This is a genomic window from Bacillus sp. FSL K6-6540, from assembly GCF_038007545.1.
The window spans coordinates 6,101,736-6,126,063 of record NZ_JBBOXH010000001.1 but is presented as its reverse complement, the minus strand read 5'-3'; the positions used below and the strand labels follow the sequence as shown (position 1 = coordinate 6,126,063).

Here is a 24,328-nt window from a genome sequence, read left to right as displayed (position 1 = left end):
ATGCTGGATATTATCAAAAAAGCCAGTCTCAGCGCCGTGGGTAGCACAAACCCGATGGCGGTGCTGTACGGCACAGTCGCATCAATCCATCCTCTGGAGGTGAACGTGGATCAGCGGTTCAGCCTGACGGAGGATTTTTTAGTTATCGGAGAGTCGATGACCGAGTACAAGCTGAACATTGGCGGCGCGGAATATGTGATTCGAAAAGGGCTGGAAACGGGAGACACGGTGCTGCTCATACGTTACCAGGGCGGGCAAACGTATCTCGTGCTGGATCGGTTGGTGAAGCCGTCATGATCCCGCAAGGAGGAACGCTGCAGCCGGGTAGCGAGATCGTGGAAACCTTGGAGCAGCCTAGTTTGACATATGATTTGAATCTGGAGGAAGGGACGATATCCGGTCACATTGACGGGCTTGAGGCCGTTAAACAGGCTGTCGTCAAAATCCTTCAGACTCGCCGATTTGAGCATCTGATCTACAGCAGCAACTATGGGCAGGAGCTGGACTCCGTCATTGGCAGCGACCCGCTGTGGGCCTATGCTGAAATCGAGCGGCATATCAAGGAAGCGCTGCTGCAGGATGATCGCGTGTTGTCGGTGGATGACATGAATATTACGTTTACTGGCGAGTTGGCCATGGCAGAGTTTACGGTCCGAAGCGTGTATGGCACTTACAGTATGACCAAGGAGGTGAGGGAGGATGGTTGAGGAACAGACGTATGAAGCCATTCTGGAGCGGATGCTGGATCGCATCCCGGAGGGTATGGACAAAAGAGAGGGCAGCATCATCTACGATGCGTTGGCGCCTTCTGCGGCTGAGCTTGCCCAGATGTACGTGGAATTGGAGTATTCCATGAACCTGAAATTTGCCGCTACGGCATCGGGCGAATTTTTGGATCGGAGCATTGCCTGGTCGGGACTGACCCGAAAGAAGGCTACAAAAGCACAGCTGCTGGGGCAATTTTCGGGCAGTAACGGCGCCCCGGTGGATGTGCCTATAGGGAGCCGTTTTTCATTGGACCCGCTGAATTACAAAGTCATGACCCGGCTGGGTGCGGGGCAGTATGTGCTGGAATGCGAGACAAGCGGGAAGGAAGGCAACCGCCGATTCGGTTCGCTGCTTCCGCTGGAATATGTAGAAGGCTTGGTAAAGGCCGAGCTGGTGGAGCTCTGGGTACCTGGCGAAGACACCGAATCGGATGAAGCGTTATATGACCGATACCGCGAAAAAATCTCCCGGCCCGTGACCAGCGCGAACCGGAATCAGTATGAGTTATGGGCGAGGGAGAAAGCAGGGGTCGGGAAGGCCAAGGCTTTTCCGTTATGGGATGGACCCGGCACCGTCAAGGTGGTGCTGCTGGATAACGAGATGCGTTCGCCTACCGCTTCCGTAGTGGAATCAGTGCAGCAGCATATCGATCCGACCATGGATGGGATGGGAGAAGGGGCGGCTCCCGTCGGTTCGGTGGTCACCGTTGTGGGAGCTGCTGAAGTGCCAGTCCATATCGAAGTGCAGGTTACGCTGCTCGATGGGGCCGGCTTGGATGGTGTGCAGGAAGCGATTGAGCAGGGCGTGCGCCAGTATCTGAAAGACCTCGCGATGTCCGACCCGTTGGTCCGGTATAACCGGATCGCCAACGTGATTTTGGATATTCCGGCTGTCATCGACTACGAGGTGTTGACCGTGAACGGGGGAATGGACAGCATTCCGATCGAACCGGAGGCGGTAGCTGTCCTGGGGACGGTGACGGTCCGATGAGTAAAGCCGAAGCCTGGCTGGGTTACTTGCCGTCCTTTTATCACGATGTTCGAGAAATGAAAGCCATTGCCGGAGCCGAAGGGGCTGAGTTGGACAAGCTGGCGCAAGAACTGGAGGATCAGTTGAACCAGTATTATCCCGAAACCGCCACCTGGGCGCTATCCAGGTATGAGCAGGACCTGAACATCCCGGTCAACTTATCCAAGCCGATTGAACAGCGGCGGTCGGTGATTATCTCTAAGATGCGTGGGAGCGGGAAGGTGTCTGCCAGTATGCTCAAAAATGTGGCGCAAGCTTATGAGCGGGGCAGCATCGAGGTATCCGTCCAGCCCGCGGAGTATAAAGTGACGATTCATTTTCGAGATACGCTGGGCATTCCGCCCAATTTAAGTGACTTGAAATCGGCCATTGAGGAGATCAAACCCGCCCATATGGCGGTTGATTACGCTTTGCGTTACCTCACCATTGCCGAGGTAGAGGGCATGACGTTTGAGGAAATATCAGCAACGACACAAGACAGATTGTTGGGAGGAGGAGCTTAAATGACGAATCCGGTTACGCCGAATATCGGGTTGAACAAAATCGATCGAACCTCGCCGTCCACGACGTATTTCGATCTGGAGAAGTATATTGATCAGAACGCGGATGCCGTAGATCAGTTCGCCGGTGAAACGAACGAGTCCATCAATGCACTGGAAAAGCGTCTGGACACGGAAGAGCGCAGGGAAGTCGTGCTGCAGCCGGGGCTTCAGATCGTGAATGCGGAGCGGAGCGCGCCTTTTAAGCTGAGTGGGATTAAGGGGCGGACGTTGGTGAATTTGTTGGGGCGGGATGGGGATTGTGAAGGGGCTGCTCTTACCTCATACAAAGCTTCAGCTACTTTAGACACCTCTAGCTTTACAAGAGGATCAAAGGGGCTCAAGGTAACCATATCAAGTGGGCAAACCAGTGGATCGGGGGGCCTTGCTAAGCTGACGAAATTATTCGCGGGCAGATATTATCTCGGACTTGCTAATGTTAAAAATGGAACAGCTTCCCACGGTAGAGTTGTAGTCGGGGGCCAAATCGGAACTGTAGTAAGTGACAGCAGCAAGTTCTCAGTTTCTTACGTGAAATTCAATCCCGATAGCGATTACGAGCTATCAGTAGGGTTATGGGTAGATGGTAGAGAAGGACAGTATGCCTACGCAGACGAATTGAGACTTTTTGAAATATCCGCTGCCGAATACGCCGCACTAGAAGGAATAACACCTGAACAAGTTGCTGCAAAATATCCATATGTTGATAGCGTCCAACCTGTACGAAATCCGTATGCGATCCGATACGGGGAGAATCTTCTGCCGCCGTTTTATGAAGCGTCTTTTGCAGGTCCTCTGGCTGGTTCCCCGTATGTTGAATCCCCTTATGAAGGTATAGTTAACGCTTCTGGTGTTAATGTTGGATTTCAATACTGGATTCCGTGTGTGCCGAACACTGAGTATACATTTACGGTGGAAAATGACGGTGTTATAGCTTTGCAGGATATGGACAAAGATAAAGTCCTCATTAACAATAATGGCGGATTTCTGGATGCTCAACGTGTCTCAATCGTAACTGCAAATAACGCGGCATATTTGCATATCTTAATGTCTTCCGGCCCAAAAGGTGCAGGGACCTATACCTTTAAAAATCCTATGCTTACGATAGGCACCGAATCTAAACGGTTTAAGCCACAAGAAGACTCCATGCTCGCATTGCAAACGGACTTATACGCCGATCCAGTATCAGGTGCGAATGCTGACGAAGTGTTCGAAAAAGACGGACAGTATTTCAGGTTGGCGAAGTGGGGGAAAGCTACTTTAACCGACAAATTTAACTACGTTGGTATTGGTGGAAGGGGAATCGGATGGAAACAGACTTTCTTTGATTTACCCAGTAACACATCTGGACCGTATTCTGAAACAGTCATAAAATATGACGGCAAAAAACTCCAATCGAATCAGATTACCAGTAGCCCAGACATTAGTGCAATTGATTCAGGAAACGCAAAGCGTTGTTATATTTCAATAGCCAATACAGACAGCGGCTGGGGCGACAACTATACGCCGACAACCGACGAGATTAAGGCGTATTTTATGGGCTGGACGATGTACGACGGATCAGGGAGTAACGCAACGCCTGATAATCCGATTAATAACTATTACAACGGAACAGGGGTAAAAGCGTGGGCTTATCGGGCGGACGGTGTGACTAGATCGTGGTTAGGGTGGACAGATAAACTTCCAACAACTCAAGCTCCTAATTGGACGCCGTACCAACTTTTGTACCGTCTAGCTAAAGAATCTATCGAACCTATCGTTTCCGAAGGCATGCTTACGTTTAATGAGGGTGATAATCAGATCGGGGTTGGAACGGGAATTGTGTTACGGGAGAAAGCGACTCCTGTTCTGAATGGCCCGCATTACAACGTGAACAACACAAATTATCCTTTGTCATTGTTAGATAATAAAACAGAAAGAATTATACGTTTTTACAAAAATAATGCTGATGATCCGTGGAGTAAATTTACTAATCTCGCATACGGAAATGAAGGGCTATATACACTTGCCGCCAACTTTGATCCGTCCGCAGCCTACTCCGTCACGTACCTGATGCTGGACAAGTCGCCAATAGCCCCATTCAGTGGATCGTACGCTATCAACGAAAAGGCCATGCTTCAAGAGTTGACCGACGCCGTGCAGCAGAATTCGAACGCTGTATCGGTGCTGATGAATAAGAAGGTGGAAAAGAATGTGCCTGTCGTTCAAATTAAACCGACACTTTTGAATGGGTGGGTAGAATATCTAAGCGGCTATCATCATGTTCGGTATTATAAGGATTCATCTGGAATTGTGCATTTGACAGGGCTTGTTAAAACCGGAGCTATAAATACAGAGATGTTTAAACTGGCTGAGGGCTATAAACCTGTAGCTACTATAGTTTTCGCACAGCAAGCAAGTACGGGTAGCACTGCTCGTTTAGATATCTTTCCAGGAGGCGGTGTCTATTTCAACTACGCTGCTTCTTGGAATGCTGATTCGTGGGTTAGCTTGGACGGGATTTCATTCGTAGCTGAACAATAAAGGAGGCACCACATGAAAGCAGTACCCAAAGTAAATATAGACGGCCTCTATTTAGAGGACACGCTTGTGGACGATACCTTTTCTGGTGTCGTCCCTTTTTATTCCAACATGGAACAAGGAATATTAGATGTGCTAACGACAACAGAAAACGTAACTCAACCAGATGGCGAAGCACCCAACGATTATGAATCCAATATCACCGGTTACATCATCGGAATCCCGGTGACTCCCGGCTTGTTCCGCCCGCGCTTCGATCTCGCAGCCTGGAATGCATACGAGTCTGCCGTAAGCGCAGCACAAGATTCATTCCAACAAGCCTTGTCAAAGTGGCACGCACTCCCTGAAGAGCAGCGCGGCGACATACCGGTGCTGGAGTCTCCGGCTCAGCCGATATTTTGGGTAGAAGGCTTAACCTCAGAGGAAATCGAGGAGCTAACCAGACCTCAACCAGAGGAGCCTAATGAAATGGATCGCTTGGGTAGCGAGATGGTAACGCGGGAACTGGAGGCCTTGGAGCTGCGTCAGCAGAACGAGGCACAGGGCGCTCAAATCGTGGGACTTGAATTGCGGCTGCTGTCGCTTGAAAATAGCTGATCGAAAGGAGCGGGAGACGATGTTCGAGAACGATTTTGAACGCTTGAAGTATTACTATGAAAAGAAGTGGGCGCAGAAATCTCAATTGAGACAGTATGTTGCGTTTGGCGTAATCAGCTCGGATGAATATGAAGTCATCACTGGCGAGGCATACTAAACGCTGCTTTGAAAGGCCTAACGTGAAGGGCTTCAACGGAGAAGGCGGAATCATGCTGGAGAAGCGGAGCGGTCGCCTTTGTCCACGGATTTTAACCCTATCTATAAAGGTACAAAAAAATCTGGGGGCAACAGCGATCGGAAGCATGATCCGCATGCGAAGTGATGTACTGCTTAAAAGGTGTATCTGTGTATTTCTGTTAAAACAACTATGAATAACTTCAATCCAAGCCCTCGGTTCCCCCGAGGGCTTTTTCACACCTTCAAAACCCTATCAAAGGAGGAAGAATTATGTATGAGCACATCGGTCAGTTTTTTAAGATGCTGGTGGCGGGGACGGGGGCCGTGACAGGGTACGTCTGGGGCGGATGGTCGCTGCCGCTGCATCTGTTGTTGTGGTTCGTGGTGATCGATTGGTTGACCGGGTGGGGCGCGGCCTGGATGAACGGCGAGCTGCGCAGCCGTATGGGTTATACTGGAATTGCACGCAAAATGACCATTTTTCTCATCATCGCCCTGATGCATCTGGTGGACCGGGTGCTGGGGGAGATGAATTATTTTCAGAATACGGTGATCTTCTTCTATCTCGCGAATGAGCTGCTGTCTATTATTGAGAACGTAGGAAGAATGGGGGTACCGATCCCCCAGTCCCTGCGTAATGTGGTACAGGTATTCCAGATCAAATCCGAAGAAGGGGAAAAGCCAACCGCAGGAAAGGAGGAGAAAAAGGATGAAGCCCTCTGAATTTATAGCCAAGCTGGCACCCATAGCTGCTCAGGACATGCGTCATTACGGGGTACCCGCTTCGCTTACGCTTGCCCAGGCAATCCTGGAATCCAACTGGGGAACGAGCGGCCTGACGCAAAAAGCGAACAATCTGTTCGGCATCAAAGGAACCGGCCCGGCGGGCAGCGTCACCATGCAGACAACGGAATACCGGGGACAGACGCCCTATACGACTCAAGCCTCATTTCGAAAATACAACCATTGGCATGAATCGGTTGCCGATCATACCCGGCTGATCCTGAACGGTACGCGTGACAAGCCGCAGCGCTACCATGGCGTGTTATGGGCGGATTATAAAACGGCGGCAACGGAGATTTGGAGAGGTGGCTATGCCACTGACCCCAATTATCCCAAAAAGCTCATTTCCATTATGGAGCAGCATTCGCTCCATCAATATGATGTGCCAAGTCCGGAGGAGGAGGAACGCATGAAAATCGAACAATTAACGGCCGAGCTGCAAAAAACACAGGACCAGGTTCGGCAGCTTAACGAGCAATATGCCTCGGCAATGAAACTGCTAACCGAGCAGGGCAATGCCATCAAGCAGATGAATGCCAGGCTTAAGGCGGCGGAGACGGATAAGCCTGCGAAGGTTCCATCTTGGGCGGAACCGGCGGTACAAGCTGCAAAACAGGCAGGAGTACTTCATGACCCTGAGGGCAGCTTCGATTTTTACCGGATCATGACCGTGCTTTATCGTCTGGGGATTATCAATAAAGAGAGCAATTGAAATCTGAGTTTTCTGTAGGAGACGGTTCCATCTAATTAACATGGCAGGGGTTTATTCTTTTGAATGACTTTGGATACAACTTGAACTTGAAGTATAAGGAAAACAAAATAAGAAACCGCTTGGTCGCCAATAGGCGGCCTTTTTATTTGGCACGGGTTTTACAGGGAAAATCCCTGATTATATAAACCAGAAGGAGAACCATCATGATGGCAAAGTATCTGTTAACGCATGTAGAAGGGGAGAAAGCTTATCCAGGTGTGGAGGAATTCGACGGGGATATTCATGCTTTCATGGAATCAAAGGCATTGTATATCCGTACCATTCCCTTGACTAGCGGTGTGAACGGAAATTATGTCTACGCCGACGGTCAGAAGGACCGCTTCGGTGATTCCATCACGCTGGGCCTTCTGACTTTTGTGCAGAATACGATCCCCGCCCGGCATATTCGCTGGATTATTGCCCCGTTGTAGAAGGAGCTGGCGCATTGGCGGTAGGCGCGTTATAAATTACCGCTTATATGTAATATTTATCGGTCAATATGTTTAACCAAGCATGAATAGCCTGAAAAAGAAAAGTCGCCTAGCGGCGACTAAAATAAAGCAGCGATGCAGTTTTCGATGATTTTTCTACTCCGGGTTGCCATAATGTAATATTTATCAGTCAATATGTTTAACCAACTGGGAAACCAACTAATTTCTCAACGTAAAAGGCAGATTAACGTGCCTCCCCATTACGTTTTTCACGTATTACACCTTACCTCACTTCACCCTCACCGTCCCCACAGCATCTGCTTGATTCCCCGCATGATCCGTAATGGTATAGGTCACCGTGTAGATTCGGCTTTGACCGCGTGCCGATTTCTCCGCTCGCAGCCGGAAATGAGTGTCATGGGTACCGAATTCGGCATCCTGAACATCCGGTCCTCGATCACCTCCCTTGCCTTTGCTTTCGCTGTTACTCGCGTCCTTATCTTTCTCAATGGAAATCTCCTGGCTATCCCGGCTATCCACCTTGCCTCCTGCACTCTCAACGGTAATGGAGGTTAGCACGATGGACGCAACGCCAGAGCCTTCATCGCTGGATTCGAGGCTGGCGCGAATATCGACCATTTTGCGATTCGGCGCCTTCAATACGGAAGGCGAGAGCGTAACCTTAAGCACTGGGGCGATTTTATCGATGTTCGACACGGTTGCCGTTAGGGTGCCTTCGTTGCCGTCCTCATCCGCATATTCGAAGGTAAACGAACCGTTCTCCGTAAACCTGTAAGTTGGAGATCCGCCGTTATTCGTAACGGTAATCGGACTATCCGAGACCAAGGCTGCTACAACGTCCCCATTCGTTGGGGCCGTCGTGCTGTACTCCAGGCCCACAGTGAAATCGGTATACGTGACGTCAGGTGCCGCCGTGAAGTTCTCGCCGATATTGTCCAGCGTATTGCCGCTTAGCTTAATGTTTTTGCCTGCCTGGAGCTGAATTCCGTTGCTGTTGCCGGTGATGGTATTGTCCAGAATCTGCACGTTCTCCGGGTCTCCGGCTCCGATGCCGCCCGCGTTGGTGTCCCCGTTGTCATGCTCGAGCAGGATGCCCCAATAATGCTCGGCCGTATTCTGGCGGATCGTGTTGCCTTTGATGATCGTGCCCGGGCCGTTCAAAATATGGATGCCTGCCGCGTTAGGAATATCGACGGTATTCTCGATCCGGTTGTTCTCGATGATGGTATCCGGCGAGCCCATCGATACGACGATGCCTTCCCGCGCATTGCGGATCGTGTTGTCGTGGATATAGTTTTGCGGACCGGATTTGCTGTGATTGGTCGGGGCGGTCCCCCCGGTATTCCCGATGCCGATGCCGCCGCCATACGGCATGTCGGTGATCAGGTTATCGTGGATCTCGTTAAAATACTCCAGCTCCCCATGCAGATCAATCGCATCCAGCCGGACCTGGCGGAATTCGTTGTGCCGGATCACATTGTTATGGGCCACATATTGAATGAGTGCGCCGTGTCGCAGGTAAGGCCCCTCGAAGGAGGAGTCCTCGACCAGATTCCACCTGGTATCGTTGGCAAACCCGTTGCGGTCGACCTTCGGCACGCCCTGAATGGATACCCCGTACCCGGCACCGCCCGGACCGAGGTCCGTGGCATTTCGGAACGTCGTGTTGCGGACAACGATGTCATGGCTGTTCTCGATGCGGACGCCCATGCGGCTGAATTTCTCGATCGTCACGCCGTCGATCGTGATGTTGTACGATGGCGCCTCGCCATAATTAGCGGCAATGATCATCATGTCGGGGCCGCCGGCATCCGGGTTGTTGATTCTGTGATCCGTCGTGTACTGGCCATCCCAGGCAGATGTCAGCGTCAGGTTGGAGATGGTCAGATCATGCTGTTTGGCGGATCTCAGCATCGTGCTGTTGCGGACCTTGTTCAGCGAGGTCTTTAGAATCGCGCCGTTCTGGCTTTCCCCGCGTAAATTGACCTTGGATTTCAGCATCAGATTGGTCAGTCCATCGGGCGTGCTGTTTAAGTTGTAAACCCCATTCGGGAAAAACACCTCGTCGCCCGGGAGCGCTTCATCCATTGCTCGTTGTATCGCCGGTCGATCGTCCGTTGCATTGTCTGCAGGATCAGCCCCGTAATCGACCACGTTCAACGTCCTTCCGGTAGCAGCAAAAGCCTGATGCACCGGATGGTCGCTGCCGTCCGCATTCTTCATGCCTGGGGCGGTAAAAGGAACGGTACCCTCCGGCGGCTGCGGCACAAAATCCGGAATGATCGCCACGGGCGTATCCCCGTTAGCGAAAGGCGGATAGATATGAACTTCCGTTAGGCTCGTATAGGCACTGCCGTCCGAATTTCCGCGCCCGGTCAGCTTCACGTAACGCGCACTCGTGTCCGTAACGTCAAAAGGCTGCATCGCGGTGGTGGTTCCGCTGCTCGAACCGTTGAAGAGCGGAGACCAGGTCACGCCGTCATCGGAGGTTTCGATATCGATCTCCGTAGCGCGAGTGTCCCCTTTATAGAAGGCGATGCCCAGATAACCGATGTCCCGGGCCTCGCCGAGATCGTACATGATCCACGGACCGTCGCCGGCGGCAGACCAGCGGGTGTACAGATTCTGGTCCAGGGTATTATCCTCGATGTTGCCGTCGCTGCCGCTTGCCGTGACCGAGACCACTGGCCAAGGCGCTAAGGGAGCGCTAAGCGTCGTAACCTGCAGCGTAAGCGGAACCGGACTGACGTTTCCGGCGGCATCCACGGCCTCGACCTTATAGCTGTACTCCGTGTGCGGAGATAGCTCTTCCGCTTCATGGCGGGTGATGTCGGAGTCCAGCTCCATGACTTTGACGCCGTTTTGATAAACGTTATACTTCGCGACGATCTTGTTGTCTTCCGCCGTCGGCCATGACAAATGCACATAATCTTCGCCAATGCTGCCGATGGACAGGCGGCTTCCGTCCGGCCAGGACGGCGGCGTTGTATCCTGACTGGAATCCACCCATTCGCTCACGACCATGGCAGGTCTCGGATTGCTGGAGCCGTTGGCTTCCTTGGTATAGATATTGACGCTGACACCGGTATGGGCCGCATCCGCCAGGAGAAACGATACGCTGCCATCTGTTAGGTGACTGCGGACATAGTCCGTCACATCGACGCTGTATACCTCCGGCCGGCCGCCATTCTCGGCCTGTACGGTAAACGATCCAATATAAGCATTTGGATCGAGAACGTTCACGGGTGCATTGTTCCAAGTCAGTTGTCTTTCGCTCCAGGCTGTATCCTCGATCCCGTAGAGGGAGAGCTCAAGATCCGTGTTGCTGGTGCCTTTTTTCGCGGCGACCTGGAATTCGTAGCGGTAATCGGGATCGCTCAGAGTGGAAGCATCGAATTTGAAATAGACATACCTTTTGTTGGTTGTACCGGATGAAACGCTAAACAGACCGACGCTTGTGCCTGTAGCGGAATTGATATTGGCGTCCGGTTTGGAGCTGTCGATCAACGCATCGTCCGAGGGCTCCAAACGGCCAACCTCAACGGGGATGCCCGTTGAAGGATCAGTCGGGTCGGTGGGATCGGTCGGATCCGTCGGATCAGGAGGCGTGTAGCCGTCTTTGTAGAGAATCGGCGTCGTGACCTCCAGATTCTTTACGTGCTGCTCCATGAAGGCCCAAGCTTCCGCATCCGCGGTTGTTTTGGCTTCTCCGGTAAAGCCGTGGCCTTGGCCGGGAACGATTTCGAAATCGACCACAGGAACGCCGGCAGACATCAATTGATTGGCGAAGGTGACGCTGTCGGTATAAGGGATGGTGGCGTCCGCGTCTCCATGCCGAATCCAGAACGGCGGATCATCGGGAGTGGCGTACGTTCCGGGCATGGCAAGCCGTGCTTCAATCGGGACGGACAGGGCGTTATGCCCGCCGAGCAGCTTCGTGACCGAACTGTACCGGTCGGCAAAATCGGTCGTGAAATCGGCAGGTCCATACCAGTCCACCACGGCCTGCACCTTGGTGGAGTATTCCGGCCAGCCACCGGCGCCTTCGATATCGGGAAGATGCACCGTATCCCCGGTATCCAGCGTGACCGTGTCCTCCAGAGTCAGGTCTCCCGTCGTTCCGAGCAGGGAAGCGAGATGCCCTCCCGCCGAAGTGCCCCAGACGCCGATTCGGCTCGGATCGATGTGGTATTGCTCGGCGTGGGCGCGCAAATAACGGATGGCCAGCTTCACGTCTTGAATTTGGGCCGGGTAAGGCGCTTCGGGAGTTAGACGGTAGCTTAAGGAAACGCCGATATACCCGCGTTTAAGGACATAGTTGCAGATGCTGCCCAGGGCGTTTTTGCGGTCGCCCTTGTTCCAGCCTCCCCCGTGAATGTAGATCATGACCGGCATAGGCTCGGCCGGCGGAGTGCTCGGAACGGCGATGGACGTATAGAGGTCCCGGTCGCCGGCTTTGCCAATCAAAACGTCCTCATAGAGGGTTACGCCTTCCGGAGCAGGGTATGGGCCGGTTTCGGCCGGCGGGGGTTCAGGCACGGGATTGATCGCAGGCGGAATGCCCGGGATGGCCTGACCAGACAGCGAGACGCTGTCGATATACATATTGGCGTTCATCGGATCACCTACCCGGAACTGGATTCGCACGTTCGGATTGCTGTTCGCTTCCGGCGGCAGCGTCCAGGTTTTTAACGTGTTGGATTCGCTGCGCGGCGCTTCAGGAGTTCCCGGGGCCAGCTTGAAATCCTCCAACAGGCTCCAGGTTGAACCTTCGTCGCCGGACCACTCTGCCACGATGCTTCCGCTGACATAAGAGGAGGCTCTCGTATAATAACTCAGCTTGATGTTGCCGTAACCCGTCGTATTGACGGGCAGATAGACGGAATCGGTCACGTCGATTTTCATGAGGTTCGGCGTGGACGGCGCGCTGCCGGATACGGAGGTCTTGGCTTTGCTTCCGCCTTCCCCGGTTTGAACCCAGGGCAGGGGAACGACGACCCCTCCGGCGGTGCCGTATCGCTCCGAATCGAAGTTATCGGAGAAGAACAGAATATCCGGACCTTCTGGTTCCGGTAGGAGATCGGAAGCTGAGGCAACAGATTCTGCCGCAAGATCGAATTCTGCAACAGATTGTGCAGATATAACAGGAAGCTGCCCTGGGGATGCCATGACGCTCATGGTTATCAGCAGGCAGAGGACTAGGCATGAGAACCGGTAAAGTTTCTTCTTCAACGTTTCATCCCTCGCTTTTCGATTGGTAGTTGAAGCGTGTTTAAGAACGCCCGGAAGCAGGCGCTGGACTGTCCGGGCATCGGATGGACAAGTGGAAGCTACGGATGCATGTGCGTTAGTGAGAAGAAAGTGGCTTTGACATGGTCGGATTGATCGGAGGTGGTATCGGATTTGTTCTGGTTATAGACGCCTGCCTTGAAGTAAAGATATTTATCGTTGTAACCGCTTGGGAGGGTATGGTTCACGGTGGTGGCCGATCCGCCCTCCGGGATTACTTTTACCGTCATGAACAGTCCGGTCACCTTGATTTCATAGCTCCATTTCTGGCCGAGGGCAATGCCGTTTACAGGGTTAAGCTGGTTCGGTCCGCCGAGTATGTTCACCCAGGTGTTGTTGTTGTCCAGATCATCGGTCCCAAAATAAACCGCACCCCTGCTGTCCGAAGGACGCTTGTGGTAATAAAGCCGTATCGGCTCGGTGCTGGGGCCATGGATTTGCCCGACCACGACGCGGCCGATTTTATCGGCTTCGTTACCGCTGACGGATACACGATCCACGCGTAAGGTAGCCTTCATCGTTCCATCCACGCCGCCGGCCTGCGACTTTATGGATGGGGAGGAGGTAGAGGTTACCCAATTATTGGCCCATGAGGAGGCGCTGTTCGTCGACGGATTCAGCATTTCCCGAAGCTCGGAGCGGGTGTAGGTGCTGTTCGTGGTGGTCTCGCCGATATTAGGGGATGTGAATACCATGCCGCCGCTGACGGGATCGGTATAGAACCAGCCCGGATGCTCATAGCCGCCGGCGAGTGCGCTAGCTGGAATCTCGGACGCGTCAGGCAGGGTGATTTTCCACTTGGTTAGGTCAAAATTGTCCGAAGGGGGTTTAGCCGGGTCAAGGGCCCCGCCTCCTCCATCCGTAGGGTCTCCCCAAATTTCGACCTCCGTATAACTGTTCCAGTCATTGGAGGTGTTGCCGTAGCCCACAATGCGTACATACCGGGCTTCCGCGACGGGGATGGAGAAGGATTGCAGCTGGTTGTTTTGAGCGCTAGTGACAGCGTTCCGTGCTTGAAGCCAGTTGGAGCCATCGATTGAGGTTTGGACATCGAAAGTGAATGTGCGCGAATCTCCGTTGTAAAACGCGATCTTGACCAATGAAACCGTTTGGGCGGACCCAAGATCCAGTCTTAGCCAAGTGCCGTTGCCTTCACCGGACCAGCGTGTGCTAAGATTGCCGTCCACCGCTTTCGATGCATCGCAAGCACAGCGGGTGTCGTAGCTGCTGGCCGATGCGGAAGCCGGGTACTTGCTCTCATTAGCTGCCATGCTCTGTCCTTCAAACAAAGGAGCAAGCAGCATGGCTGCACTGATCAGGCAGAAGGTTATTCTTTTGGGTAAAGCAAACCTTCGTTTCACGGCGATCCCTCCCGTAGGTTGATGTAATCGTTAATAAATATCATTTCCCTCCTTTCTGCGGTGCGCTTCAGACTGGTATGACAGCGCTTACCTAAAACGTAGCAAGAATGTGCGCACAGGTCTTGTGTTAATCCTATAAGTACTTGGTATTTTTGCATAATGGGAGGATTTATTGCGCCTTCTGCTTCCAAGCAGCTTTCCTGGATGATGAAGCATCGTGTATTTGGATTTCGCCACACCTGACTCGGACAGGAAATATCTTGCATGGCGATAACGGATATGATGAGCCGGGTATACAATGAGGGAACAGGCGGAAAGGGAATAACATTTTTCTTCGGATGCCGTATGGCATATAATCTAAAGAACGAACGATTCCGAATCGACCCTAAATAGATAAAAAAACAGGAGTGGGACAAATGACACTGAAGGAGCTTAGAGAGCATCGCCAATATCCGGAGCAAACGAAGTCGGATGCTTCACGCGCGGTATACGAGCGGGATTATTCGCGCCTGATCCATTCGCCGACGTTCCGCAGGCTGCAAGGAAAATCGCAGGTATTCGGCGCCGGCACCGGCGATTACTACCGGACGCGCTTAACGCATTCGCTTGAGGTGGCGCAGATTGCGAGAGAAGCTGCACGGAGCCTGACGCGTCTTTATCCCGAAGTGCTGCCGGAGCAGGCCGAGAACGCAGGGCTGATGATTGATCCCGAGGTGGTGGAATGCGCGGCGATCGCCCACGATTTCGGGCATCCTCCGTTCGGCCATAAGGGCGAAGAGGTGCTGCAGGGCATTCTGGAGAAGCTCATTGACCGCAGGACCGAGAAGGAACTGACGCGCCAGCCCGGCACGCCGACACCGGAGCAGGCGGCCGAGGTGCAGCAGGCCATGCGGCGCAAATATGAACATTTTGAAGGGAACGCGCACAATTTCCGGCTGATCATGTTTTTGGAGAAAAGAGAGAACGTAAACGGCCTCAACCTGTCGGATGCGGTGCTGCTTGGCATCAACAAATATCCGTTCTCCGGCCTGGTTAATCCCAAGGGGATGTACCGGCATGAATGGGAATACATCTCTCATATCCGGAAGGAGTGGCAAATCCCTGGCACGCACAGAACGCTGGAAGCGCAGCTTATGGATCTGTGCGATGACATCGCGTATTCCGCGCATGATCTGGAAGATGGCATCAAAGCCGGGAAGATTGAGGTGCATGAGCACTTTCTGCGGGACAGCCATCTCAACAAATTGATCGTGCAGAAGATCATGACGCTGGAAGACGAGGTGTGGAAGGGATGGACCAAGGAGCAGATCCAGCCGAAGGTGGATTTGGTGCTGGACGAGTTTCTGAAAATATGGAACGAAAAAATGCCGACCTGCGAGAATGATTATTCACGTACACGGCGCGAGGTCAAGGCCTACTGGGTCAGCCTGTTTGTGGGCAGCCTTGGCGTGATCGCGAACGGGGATTGGAAAAAGGTCACGTTTGTCAAAGACGGCGTCGAAGACGAGGATATGCTGCGTACCGTCAGCGTCCTGAAAAGTTTCGCCTGGGTGACCATGATTCGCGACCTGCGGGTTCAGCGCCTGCAGAAGCGCAGCGAATGGATCATCAAGCGATTGTGGGATGCCTTTCTGGATCCTGTCGCTTCAACGGCGATCATTCCATCCGATTGGCTACAGCGTTATGAGGCGGATCAGAAGCGGGCCCAGCCGATCTGGACGTGGGAGCATATGGTGATTGATTATATCGCAGGGATGACGGACGCTTTTGCCGAGAAAATCTATAACGAGTTATATGGACTCAAGGTGGGTTCGATCTATGATTTGGATTAGTAACCGCGATACAAGGGGGATTGCATGAATAGCCAATTGAAACTGAGCGTGCTTGATCTGGTTCCGCGATGGGGAGAGAGCTCGTTCGAAGAAGCCTTGCAGCAAGCGGTGATATTGGCGCAGTCTGCTGAACAATGGGGCTACGGGCGATACTGGGCAGCGGAGCATCATGATCTGGAGCACCTGTCCTGTGCGTCGCCCGAGATCCTGCTGTCCCATATCGGCGCCCGAACAACGCGCATCCGGCTCGGTTCCGGGGCCGTGCTGCTGCCCCATTACAGCCCGCTGAAAGTGGCGGAGAATTTCCGCATGCTGGCGGCGCTGTATCCCGGTCGCATCGATCTCGGGATCGGGCGGGCGCCGGGAGGTTCGGCCCATACGAGCATGGCGCTTAGCGGGAATTTCTTGGGGCATGTGGCGGATTTGCCGCAGCGGATTCAGGCTTTGACCGAACTGCTGGAGGACCGGTATCGCTACGACGATGTGCCGGTGGCAGCCAAACCGGTACCCGCAGCGCAGCCGGTGTTGTGGATGCTGGGCACGAATACGAAAGGTGCCGGGTATGCAGCCGAATTCGGGACGGGCTATGTATTCGGACAGTTTATGAGCGATACGGACGGGACGGAGATTCTCCGTTCTTACAGGGAAGGCTTTCAGGCAAGCGCTGATTTGAGAGAACCGCGTGCGATGGTGGCGGTGAGCGTGATTTGCGCGGAGACGGAGGAGCAAGCAAGGAAGCTGGCCGCGTTAATTCCACGGCCTGGGGAGAGCACCCTTCCTTCGGAACCGACGGATTCCGATTCTGCCGGTCCATCCCGGAGGCTAATCATCGGCACGCCTGCAAGCGTGCGAGATAAGCTGCAGATGATGGCGGAAAAATACCGGTGCGACGAGTTCCTGGTCGTTACCCCCGTGAGCGATTACAGTGCGCGGCTGGAATCGTATCGGCTGTTAATGGGGCAGTAGCGACTGCTGCACATATATAATAGAAGAGAGACGAAATACATGATGAATACGAACGACTATGACATGACCTTCGGTCCGTCCTCCATGAGCGATATATCATCTTATCTGTATACGTATGCCTGTCATGAAACCGAGCGGGCGCTATGCTTGATGGAGCTGACGGAGCTGTTCGGTCAGGGGCCTGACGGAGCGGACTGGCTGGAAAGCGAGCGGCGGGTCGATCCGAATCGCAGCCCGTTCCTATCGGCCTGCCTTGACGTCAAGATGACTGGAGAATCCATCGAAAGCATCGCCGAGCAAGCAGGCCGCATTCGACTTAACCAAACGACCTTCAAAGTCGTCTGCCTTAAGGCGGGCGATCGTTTCAGCTATGATCAATTGCGCGGTTTCGAACGTATGGTAGGTGGCCGAATCGAAGGAACGGCGCAGATGAAATCTCCGGATGTCACGCTCGGCCTGATATCCCTAAACGGAATCTGGCGATTGGGGGTATTGCACGAGCCTGAACGTGCCTGGCTGGAGCATAAGCGGAAGCCGCAAAATTATTCGACAGGGCTCAGCTCGAGGGTGGCCAGGGCGCTGGTCAATCTGGCCGTGCCTCGGATAAACGGTGCCACGCTCATGGATCCCTGCTGCGGAATGGGAAATGTATTGATCGAGGCATTCTCGATGGGAATCCCGGCCGAGGGGCGTGACATCAATCCGCTCGCGGTTCGCGGAGCGAGGGTGAATCTCCGGCACTACGGTTATGATGACAATAAAGTTGCCGTCCAGGACATGAACACGCTGCATGGACATTATGATGCCGCTGTACTGGATTTGCCGTATAATCTGTGTTCCGTCTTTCCAGAGGATGAGCAGTTGCGGATGCTGAAAAGCTTACGCCGCTTGTCAGATCGTGCTGTCATCGTCAGTACGGAGCCGCTAAGAGAGCAGCTGACGGACACGGGGTGGAAGGTGCTTTCTCATTGCACGACCCGCAAGGGGAGCTTTGTAAGGGATATTTGGCTGTGCGAATAAACGGCTACCCGATTTATTCGGCAGGATCATATCGATACTTCTCCAAATCAATGATGCCTTTGTGATTGACGGCAACGCCTTCGTCCTGCAGATACAGCTCCTGCATGAGCCTGGACTCATCGTCTTGGATCGCGATTTCTCCTTTGGCGTTGATGACCCGATGCCACGGCAGCTTGTGAATATGACTGAGGGTGTGAAGTATTCTGACGACCTGCCGGGCGCCCCTTGGGCTGCCGGCCAGTCTGGCCACTTGTCCATAAGTCATCACGTATCCTTCCGGAATGCTCTGAATCACTTCAATGACGCGTTTTGTAAACGGCTGCATTTATGTGTGCTCACTCCATTTTCCATATAAATAAAAAGGGCGTCCCGACAGGCAAGGAAAACCTCGGGACGTTCCTTTTTTTGACAGGATCCTTAAACCATTTCAACGGGTGAATCCCGGTACGAAGTAGTGCTTCACGACTTTGTTGCCTGGTCTTAGTACGACTTGCTGTAATCGACCACATTGCGGGACAACGGCTCCCCGTTGACGTAGCGCTTTAAATTCTCCAGGAAAATATCCACGGCACGCTCGCCGTATCGATCCGTATCGCCTGCCATGTGAGGCGTCATGATGACGTTGTCCAGGTTCCACAGCGGATGGTCCGCAGGAAGAGGCTCTTCCTCGAAGACATCCAGACCCGCGCCTGCCAAAGCTCCGGATTGCAGCGCTTGGACCATGTCGTCAGTGACCACGGTCTGGCCGCGGCCTACGTTCACGAAGAAGGCGGAGTCCTTCATCGCCGAGAATCTTGCCGTATTGAACAGTCCGCGGGTTTCATCGGTCAGCGGCAGGATATTGACGATGTAATCGCCTTGCGCCAGTGCTTCATCGAGCTGATCGACCTTATACATCGATTCTACGTTAGGATCGGACTTGCCGGAGTTGCGGACCCCGACGGTCCGCATGCCGAACGCCTGGGCGACCCGTGCCGTATGGCTGCCGATTTGGCCGACGCCGACGATGACGATGGTTTTGCCGGCCAATTCCGTGAACGTGCCGGATGTATCCCACTTGTTGTTCGACTGCTGACGGATCGCGAGATGAAGGTTGCGGTTGAAGGCCAGGATCATCGCAAAAATATGCTCCGTGATCGGAACGCTATGTACGCCGCTGGCGTTGGTCAACTGAATGCCTTTTTCCTCTAGTTCACGGAGCGGCATTTTATCCACCCCGGCCGACCAGGCTTGAATCCATTTGAGTTTGCTGTCGGCGGACAATACCTCGTCCTGCATGGAGCGTGACCAGCCGATCATGATCTCGGCATTCCGAACGATGCTTCCCGTCAACTCTTTCGCTTTTGTCACCAACAGGTCATAGTCGGGGGCAATCTCCTTGATTTTTTGCTGCTGCTCGGCGGTTAAGTCGTGTATGGCCACGATGTTCGGCATGGTACTACCTCCTAAGGAATATGATGTTCAACCAGAATCATAGCGAAAATCTCTTAGGGAACATATTATCAGAAATCATCGCTCTGCGCATGAACGAACGGACGCGATTGGTAAATTTGTACATGAATTATTGTCCGATTTATGGTAAATTGAAGCTTCATCATATTTTTAGGCGAATTTGATGTACCCCTCATACTATTTTCAGATGTTCTTGCTCAAACTATAAACGAACCAGGAAAACATGGTGGCAGTGCTTAGACTGCTAGCGATAAAAGATGATTGGAAGGAAGTGTCGTAGTTGAGCCATTCGGCTGAGGGAGCTATGGATCGTTTGTTTGTTGCCGTGCGTCTGCCATCGGAGGTCTCCTCCCGGATACAGGATTGGACGGAAACATTGAGGAAGCAAGCCAATTTCAAAAAATGGGTTCATCCGCAGGATTATCACATTACCTTACAGTTTCTGGGCGATACGCCCTCTCATCGCATAGCGGAGCTTACCGGTGCGCTCCAGGAGGTAGCCAAGGAACGCAAGCCCTTCAAGCTCAGTCTTTATGATGCCGGCGTGTTCGGGGCAAGCGGCTCCCCAAGGATTCTATGGGCTGGGGTCGGCGGGAATCTGAATGCGCTCGCTGAACTGCAGCAATCGGTCGTGTCGCGGATGGAATCTTTCGGATTCGTACCGGAGGAGCGTCCCTTTCGACCGCATATTACGGTTGGCCGGAAATTTCAAGGAAATCAAACATTTTCTATGGATGTTATCGGAAAAGGACCCGAACCTATCCAGTGGGACGTGCTAGAAATGGTTCTTTTTCGAACAAATTTACAGGCGAGCCCGATGTACGAAACCGTAGGTGTGGCGCGGCTTTCGACCATTTTTTGAAATTGAAAATAGAATGTTCATAAAATTACCATGTTTTCAACGCCTAAAAATGTGGTTACATAGTGTAGAAATGTGCCGACATCATAGGAGGAAAAATATGGTTATGAAAGTGCTACGGCAAAATCGCTGGGTTGCGCTGCTCATCGGAGCGCTCTTTGTGAGTTTGTCTCTTATAAGTTTGCTTGGAATGCAATCGAAAACGACGGAAGGGAAAGAGCCAAAGCAGGACATGCCCAAATTTGTAACGGCTGCTCCGGTTCCGGAAGGCGACCCTGATCACTACGTTAAAGCTGAGAATAGGCAGCAGGATAGGGAACCTGTCAACATTTTGTCTTCAATTGTTTTCCAAGAGTGGAATAAGCCGGGGAGCAAGGTTCATGCTTTTTCAAACGCAAAAGGCATTGGTTTAGCCTCCGGGAATATCAACTCGAAAGCATCATTGAAGACTGCAGATGAGAAGAAGAAAGCAACCAAATCTCAGGCTGCGGACGGGAAACCGGCAAAACAAAAGGGGACTCATGTCGTCAAATCCAAGGCGGAAAGCCTATCACCCCCCACAACTTTATTCTTCACAAGAACAAATACGTTAACCCAGGACCAAAAAGACAAAGCGACCTGGACCTATGATTTGTCAGCTGAAGAACTGCTTCTGCTCCAGAAGATTGTCATGGCAGAGGCGGAAGGCGAACCGTACGAAGGCAAGGTGGCAGTTGCCAACGTTGTCTTAAACCGGCTGCGGTCAGCCAATTTTCCCGATACGATTACCGATGTCATCTATCAAAAGCATCAATTTAGTCCTGTAGCGAACGGGCGTCTTAAACGTGTCCAGCCGAACGAAGAGACGATTAAGTCCGTGAATGCGGCGCTTCATGGCCAAAAAGAGGTGAAGGACGATACGTACTTCTTCCTGTCTTTGAAGCTGGCTCAGGATCTCACGGTGCATCATTCCAGGACTTTTGTTAAAAAAATAGGAAATCACTCTTTTTACAAGTAGTGCCCATAAGGGTAAACTAGGATGTAGGAGGTGTGTTTAACCATGAATATTACGTATTATGGCCATTCCAGCATATTGGTGGAAGAAGGCGGCGTTCGTGTCATCATCGACCCGTTGCTGTCCGGTAATCCGGGTTCCGGCATCGAACCCAGTGACGTGAAAGTGGATGCAGTGGTTCTGACGCATGGGCACTCCGACCACTTTGGCGACTGCATCGAAATTGCGAAGCAGAATGATTGTCCGATTATTGCCGTGTACGAGCTCGCCGTGTATTGCGGCCAGCAGGGAGCCAAATCCCATGGAATGAATATCGGCGGAAGCGCGCAGTTCGACGGTTTTAAGGTGAAGTTTACCCCGGCCTTTCATTCTTCCTCCATCTCGGTGGGGGATACCTGGATCTATGCGGGGCAGCCTGGAGGCGTCATTCTGACCATGGGCGGAAAAACGTTCTATCATGCTGGCGACACAAGTTTGTTTGGCGATATGCGCCTGATCGGAGAGATGAACAACATCGATGCAGCCGCGCTGCCGATCGGGGATATGTTGACGATGGGCCCGCAGGACGCCCTGCTGGCCGCACAGTGGATTCGTGCGAAGCATGTCATCCCAGTGCACTATGACACGTTCCCGGGCATTAAACAGGATGCAAGGGCCTTCTGCGACGAACTGGCCCAAACGGGCATTCAGGGTCATCCGTTGAAAGCAGGAGAAACGCTGGAAATATAGATCGATTTATACTTAAAAAAGCTTCCCTGTACATAGGACAGGGAAGCTTTTTGGTAGAGGATAAGTGCATAAGCGCGTTCTTGGAACAGGATGCATATTAGGGCTGGTCCGCCAATATTTTGACGGCATCTTCGGGATAAACGGGTATGCGTCCTTCGGTCAGCAATCCCATCACCTGGCCGGCGCAGTGGTCGGGCTCCAGATGAGGCGTGCGCTGCCGGACCGCTCCGTTACGCTTCTTCTCCACCTGGTCATAATGATCGGACAGCAGGTTCAGCCACTTGTCGATCACGGCAGGGGAGTCGAGAATTTCCCCGTAGCCTTCGCTGACAAAGAAGTGGGAATTCACTTCTTCCTGTCCCGGGATAGGCTCATAGAACAGCATCGGAATTCCCTTGGCGGCTCCTTCCGTGCATGTCATCCCTCCGGGCTTCGTAATGAGAAGATCGGACACGTCCATCAGTTTATGTATATCGTCCCGATAACCGAGAACATGAATGTTGGGATGCTGGAAGATCGGATCTTCGCGCATGCTGGCAACCAGCTTATCGTTCTGTCCCATACAGAAGACCAGCTGGATATCATCGGCCCTGGCGGCCAGCTTGCTGAGCAGCTCCTTGTTGAATACGAGCCCCCATCCGCCTCCCATGATCAGCACGGTGGGCATGTTCTTTAATTCAAGCTCGGCCTGCAGCGCAACCCGGCTGCCTCTTTCCCAGAACTTCGGATGCACCGGAATGCCGGTCACATGGATGAATTCCGGCTTAATCTCCCGCAGCATGAGCATCTTTTTCACATGAGGCGTCGATACGAGATATTCATCAACTTCCGGATTGACCCAGGTGCCGTGCGCATCATAGTCGGTAATCAGCGTATAGAGCGGAACATCAAGCCCCTGGCGCTTCAGACGGGAGACCACGGCGTTGGGAAACGGGTGGGTGCATATGATCAGATCCGGTTTCAGCTCCTCGATGACCCGCTGGGCCTGCGCATAGAAAATCCGATGCAGCGCGAGCCGCGTCAGACGGTTTAACGATTTCTTATATTGCGAACGGTACAGCATGCCGACAAGGCGCGGCCGGGTGCTGACGGTTTTTCGATAAGCGGACAAAATTAACGGCCCCACGGTGGGATTCAAAAAATTGCCAAGTTCAATGACGCGGCAGTGGATGCGGGGATTCATCCGCTGTATACCTTCAGCCAGCGCATACGCCGCTTGCGTATGTCCTGTGCCGAAACCCTCTGAGAAGAGGAGCACTCTTGTATATCGCATGGTTTCACCTACTTCTTTCTCCCTCTATCTTACAAAACAGGAATCATTTTTTGAAGAGCGGCGCGAAAAAAAAGAGTATGCATCCTAAGTATACGCGCAAAAGGGAAAAGCATTTCAATTATTTTACCGGCGGACTTTTTCTTTCATTAGACGTTATGATAAGATTTGAACCCTGCATCCGCATTTTCAAAAAAATTTAACGAAAGATATTGCAACGCATCCGATAATCTGGTAAAGTGATTTTTGACCGAATGACCAGAATTGTATTTTGGTCAGTTTCGAAAGAAAAGGCCAATCAAAAGAAGATCGTAGAAGGAGGGGTAAGCATGCCAGCTGTGGACCGACGGAAGCAGGTGCTAGATGCTGCCTCCAAGTCGTTTGCTTTGTTCGGATACAAAGCGACGACGATGGAACAGGTGGCGAAGATTGCAAATGTTGGGAAAGGCACGATCTACACGTTTTTCACGAATAAGGATGAGCTGTTCGACGAGATCCTGCTATCGGCCATCATGGAGATGAAACGTCTGGCCGAACGGGAGATACGGAAGGACAGGGATTTCTTTGACAATCTCTACCGGGTGCTGGATGCGCTGCTTGAATTCCGAAGCGAGCATGAGCTGTTCATCAAGCTGTCGCAGGAAGTTCGGGACATCGGCACGCCTAAGGCGCATGAGGGATTGACGAAAGTGGAGAACGGAATCGTCGGGTATCTCAAGGGAATCGTGGAGAATGCCATTTCGATCGGTGAGATCAAGCCGCTGGATGCTCAGGTGGTATCCTTTGTGATGCTGAAGCTGTACGTTGCGCTCACGACCGACTTCAATCAGCTTCACAAGCCGCTCAGCAAGGAACAGATCAAGGAATATATGATGGTGTTCTTGGCTGACGGGCTCAAAGCCTCCTCGTAAGAGGAAGATGCAATCTCCTTCGTGATGAG

Annotated in this window: 22 protein-coding genes; 17 read left to right on the top strand and 5 right to left on the bottom strand. The window is 52.6% G+C overall.

The genetic code is table 11. The annotated features are described in order from the left end of the window. The 10 genes from MHH82_RS27435 to MHH82_RS27390 all read left to right on the top strand — a co-directional run bounded on the left by MHH82_RS27435 (position 1) and on the right by MHH82_RS27390 (position 7,595). Complete coding sequence (locus MHH82_RS27435) at positions 1-297, top strand: DUF2577 domain-containing protein (RefSeq protein ID WP_036665118.1); 297 nt, start codon at positions 1-3, stop codon at positions 295-297. Then, entirely contained in the window at positions 294-707 is a 414-nt protein-coding gene (locus MHH82_RS27430) for a DUF2634 domain-containing protein (protein ID WP_340968784.1), read from the top strand. Before MHH82_RS27435 ends, MHH82_RS27430 begins: the two co-directional genes overlap by 4 nt. After that, on the top strand, positions 700-1,758 hold the full coding sequence (locus MHH82_RS27425; RefSeq protein WP_340968783.1) for a baseplate J/gp47 family protein: 1,059 nt from the start codon (positions 700-702) through the stop codon (positions 1,756-1,758). The genes MHH82_RS27430 and MHH82_RS27425 overlap by 8 nt, the downstream gene beginning before the upstream one ends. Further along, on the top strand, positions 1,755-2,300 hold the full coding sequence (locus tag MHH82_RS27420; protein ID WP_340968781.1) for a YmfQ family protein: 546 nt from the start codon (positions 1,755-1,757) through the stop codon (positions 2,298-2,300). The genes MHH82_RS27425 and MHH82_RS27420 overlap by 4 nt, the downstream gene beginning before the upstream one ends. Further along, entirely contained in the window at positions 2,301-4,859 is a 2,559-nt protein-coding gene (locus MHH82_RS27415; protein ID WP_340968779.1) for a hypothetical protein, read from the top strand. It abuts the gene before it with no gap. Positions 4,860-4,871: 12 nt separating this feature from the next. Further along, complete coding sequence (locus MHH82_RS27410; RefSeq protein WP_340968777.1) at positions 4,872-5,453, top strand: hypothetical protein; 582 nt, start codon at positions 4,872-4,874, stop codon at positions 5,451-5,453. A gap of 19 nt (positions 5,454-5,472) precedes the next feature. Beyond that, a complete protein-coding gene (locus MHH82_RS27405; protein WP_340968775.1) occupies positions 5,473-5,610 on the top strand; it encodes an XkdX family protein in 138 nt (45 codons plus the stop codon). A 290-nt stretch (positions 5,611-5,900) separates the two neighbouring features. After that, complete coding sequence (locus tag MHH82_RS27400) at positions 5,901-6,353, top strand: phage holin family protein (RefSeq protein WP_340968772.1); 453 nt, start codon at positions 5,901-5,903, stop codon at positions 6,351-6,353. Further along, positions 6,340-7,125, top strand: a complete 786-nt coding sequence (locus MHH82_RS27395) for a glycoside hydrolase family 73 protein (protein ID WP_340968771.1) — start codon at positions 6,340-6,342, stop codon at positions 7,123-7,125. The genes MHH82_RS27400 and MHH82_RS27395 overlap by 14 nt, the downstream gene beginning before the upstream one ends. Before the next feature lie 203 nt (positions 7,126-7,328). Continuing rightward, positions 7,329-7,595, top strand: a complete 267-nt coding sequence (locus tag MHH82_RS27390; RefSeq protein ID WP_340968768.1) for a hypothetical protein — start codon at positions 7,329-7,331, stop codon at positions 7,593-7,595. 288 nt (positions 7,596-7,883) lie between these two features. Here the strand turns inward: MHH82_RS27390 and MHH82_RS27385 are convergent, their stop codons facing one another. Then, the gene (locus MHH82_RS27385) at positions 7,884-12,848 is read right to left on the bottom strand and encodes a CBM96 family carbohydrate-binding protein (RefSeq protein ID WP_340968766.1); all 4,965 of its coding nucleotides are present in this window, start codon (positions 12,846-12,848) and stop codon (positions 7,884-7,886) included. Between the two features lie 98 nt (positions 12,849-12,946). Next, complete coding sequence (locus tag MHH82_RS27380) at positions 12,947-14,266, bottom strand: polysaccharide lyase family 7 protein (protein WP_340968765.1); 1,320 nt, start codon at positions 14,264-14,266, stop codon at positions 12,947-12,949. 416 nt (positions 14,267-14,682) lie between these two features. Here MHH82_RS27380 and MHH82_RS27375 point away from each other — a divergent pair, with 416 nt between their 5' ends. Genes MHH82_RS27375 through MHH82_RS27365 form a run of 3 tightly spaced genes read left to right on the top strand, consistent with a single transcriptional unit; the run spans position 14,683 to position 18,084 of the window. Continuing rightward, positions 14,683-16,098 (top strand): deoxyguanosinetriphosphate triphosphohydrolase family protein, encoded by a 1,416-nt coding sequence (locus MHH82_RS27375; protein WP_015737342.1) that lies wholly within the window; start codon positions 14,683-14,685, stop codon positions 16,096-16,098. Between the two features lie 24 nt (positions 16,099-16,122). Then, the gene (locus MHH82_RS27370; RefSeq protein WP_145040649.1) at positions 16,123-17,064 is read left to right on the top strand and encodes an LLM class flavin-dependent oxidoreductase; all 942 of its coding nucleotides are present in this window, start codon (positions 16,123-16,125) and stop codon (positions 17,062-17,064) included. Positions 17,065-17,103: 39 nt separating this feature from the next. Then, positions 17,104-18,084, top strand: a complete 981-nt coding sequence (locus MHH82_RS27365) for a TRM11 family SAM-dependent methyltransferase (RefSeq protein ID WP_145040647.1) — start codon at positions 17,104-17,106, stop codon at positions 18,082-18,084. A gap of 13 nt (positions 18,085-18,097) precedes the next feature. Here MHH82_RS27365 and MHH82_RS27360 read toward each other — a convergent pair whose 3' ends face one another. Further along, complete coding sequence (locus MHH82_RS27360; protein WP_015737339.1) at positions 18,098-18,409, bottom strand: MGMT family protein; 312 nt, start codon at positions 18,407-18,409, stop codon at positions 18,098-18,100. A 155-nt stretch (positions 18,410-18,564) separates the two neighbouring features. Continuing rightward, positions 18,565-19,518, bottom strand: coding sequence for a D-2-hydroxyacid dehydrogenase (locus tag MHH82_RS27355; protein WP_340968759.1), 954 nt, complete (start codon positions 19,516-19,518; stop codon positions 18,565-18,567). A 298-nt stretch (positions 19,519-19,816) separates the two neighbouring features. Here MHH82_RS27355 and thpR point away from each other — a divergent pair, with 298 nt between their 5' ends. From thpR to MHH82_RS27340, 3 genes are all read left to right on the top strand, one after another. After that, on the top strand, positions 19,817-20,398 hold the full coding sequence (gene thpR, locus MHH82_RS27350) for an RNA 2',3'-cyclic phosphodiesterase (protein ID WP_340968758.1): 582 nt from the start codon (positions 19,817-19,819) through the stop codon (positions 20,396-20,398). 97 nt (positions 20,399-20,495) lie between these two features. Beyond that, on the top strand, positions 20,496-21,392 hold the full coding sequence (locus MHH82_RS27345; RefSeq protein ID WP_145040643.1) for a cell wall hydrolase: 897 nt from the start codon (positions 20,496-20,498) through the stop codon (positions 21,390-21,392). Between the two features lie 42 nt (positions 21,393-21,434). Next, on the top strand, positions 21,435-22,118 hold the full coding sequence (locus tag MHH82_RS27340) for a metal-dependent hydrolase (RefSeq protein WP_015737335.1): 684 nt from the start codon (positions 21,435-21,437) through the stop codon (positions 22,116-22,118). A 97-nt stretch (positions 22,119-22,215) separates the two neighbouring features. Here MHH82_RS27340 and MHH82_RS27335 read toward each other — a convergent pair whose 3' ends face one another. Next, positions 22,216-23,391 (bottom strand): MGDG synthase family glycosyltransferase, encoded by a 1,176-nt coding sequence (locus MHH82_RS27335; protein ID WP_340968755.1) that lies wholly within the window; start codon positions 23,389-23,391, stop codon positions 22,216-22,218. A gap of 326 nt (positions 23,392-23,717) precedes the next feature. Here MHH82_RS27335 and MHH82_RS27330 point away from each other — a divergent pair, with 326 nt between their 5' ends. Further along, positions 23,718-24,299, top strand: coding sequence for a TetR/AcrR family transcriptional regulator (locus tag MHH82_RS27330; protein ID WP_015737333.1), 582 nt, complete (start codon positions 23,718-23,720; stop codon positions 24,297-24,299). Positions 24,300-24,328: the final 29 nt, after the last annotated feature.

Excerpts from the sequence above, each read along its gene's own strand:
- MHH82_RS27435 (WP_036665118.1), top strand. The coding sequence starts at position 1 with ATGCTGGATATTATCAAAAAAGCCAGTCTCAGCGCCGTGGGTAGCACA.
- MHH82_RS27430 (WP_340968784.1), top strand. The coding sequence starts at position 294 with ATGATCCCGCAAGGAGGAACGCTGCAGCCGGGTAGCGAGATCGTGGAA.
- MHH82_RS27425 (WP_340968783.1), top strand. The coding sequence starts at position 700 with ATGGTTGAGGAACAGACGTATGAAGCCATTCTGGAGCGGATGCTGGAT.
- MHH82_RS27420 (WP_340968781.1), top strand. The coding sequence starts at position 1,755 with ATGAGTAAAGCCGAAGCCTGGCTGGGTTACTTGCCGTCCTTTTATCAC.
- MHH82_RS27415 (WP_340968779.1), top strand. The coding sequence starts at position 2,301 with ATGACGAATCCGGTTACGCCGAATATCGGGTTGAACAAAATCGATCGA.
- MHH82_RS27410 (WP_340968777.1), top strand. The coding sequence starts at position 4,872 with ATGAAAGCAGTACCCAAAGTAAATATAGACGGCCTCTATTTAGAGGAC.
- MHH82_RS27405 (WP_340968775.1), top strand. The coding sequence starts at position 5,473 with ATGTTCGAGAACGATTTTGAACGCTTGAAGTATTACTATGAAAAGAAG.
- MHH82_RS27400 (WP_340968772.1), top strand. The coding sequence starts at position 5,901 with ATGTATGAGCACATCGGTCAGTTTTTTAAGATGCTGGTGGCGGGGACG.
- MHH82_RS27395 (WP_340968771.1), top strand. The coding sequence starts at position 6,340 with ATGAAGCCCTCTGAATTTATAGCCAAGCTGGCACCCATAGCTGCTCAG.
- MHH82_RS27390 (WP_340968768.1), top strand. The coding sequence starts at position 7,329 with ATGATGGCAAAGTATCTGTTAACGCATGTAGAAGGGGAGAAAGCTTAT.
- MHH82_RS27375 (WP_015737342.1), top strand. The coding sequence starts at position 14,683 with ATGACACTGAAGGAGCTTAGAGAGCATCGCCAATATCCGGAGCAAACG.
- MHH82_RS27370 (WP_145040649.1), top strand. The coding sequence starts at position 16,123 with ATGAATAGCCAATTGAAACTGAGCGTGCTTGATCTGGTTCCGCGATGG.
- MHH82_RS27365 (WP_145040647.1), top strand. The coding sequence starts at position 17,104 with ATGATGAATACGAACGACTATGACATGACCTTCGGTCCGTCCTCCATG.
- MHH82_RS27360 (WP_015737339.1), bottom strand. The coding sequence starts at position 18,409 with ATGCAGCCGTTTACAAAACGCGTCATTGAAGTGATTCAGAGCATTCCG.
- MHH82_RS27355 (WP_340968759.1), bottom strand. The coding sequence starts at position 19,518 with ATGCCGAACATCGTGGCCATACACGACTTAACCGCCGAGCAGCAGCAA.
- MHH82_RS27345 (WP_145040643.1), top strand. The coding sequence starts at position 20,496 with ATGGTTATGAAAGTGCTACGGCAAAATCGCTGGGTTGCGCTGCTCATC.
- MHH82_RS27340 (WP_015737335.1), top strand. The coding sequence starts at position 21,435 with ATGAATATTACGTATTATGGCCATTCCAGCATATTGGTGGAAGAAGGC.
- MHH82_RS27335 (WP_340968755.1), bottom strand. The coding sequence starts at position 23,391 with ATGCGATATACAAGAGTGCTCCTCTTCTCAGAGGGTTTCGGCACAGGA.
- MHH82_RS27330 (WP_015737333.1), top strand. The coding sequence starts at position 23,718 with ATGCCAGCTGTGGACCGACGGAAGCAGGTGCTAGATGCTGCCTCCAAG.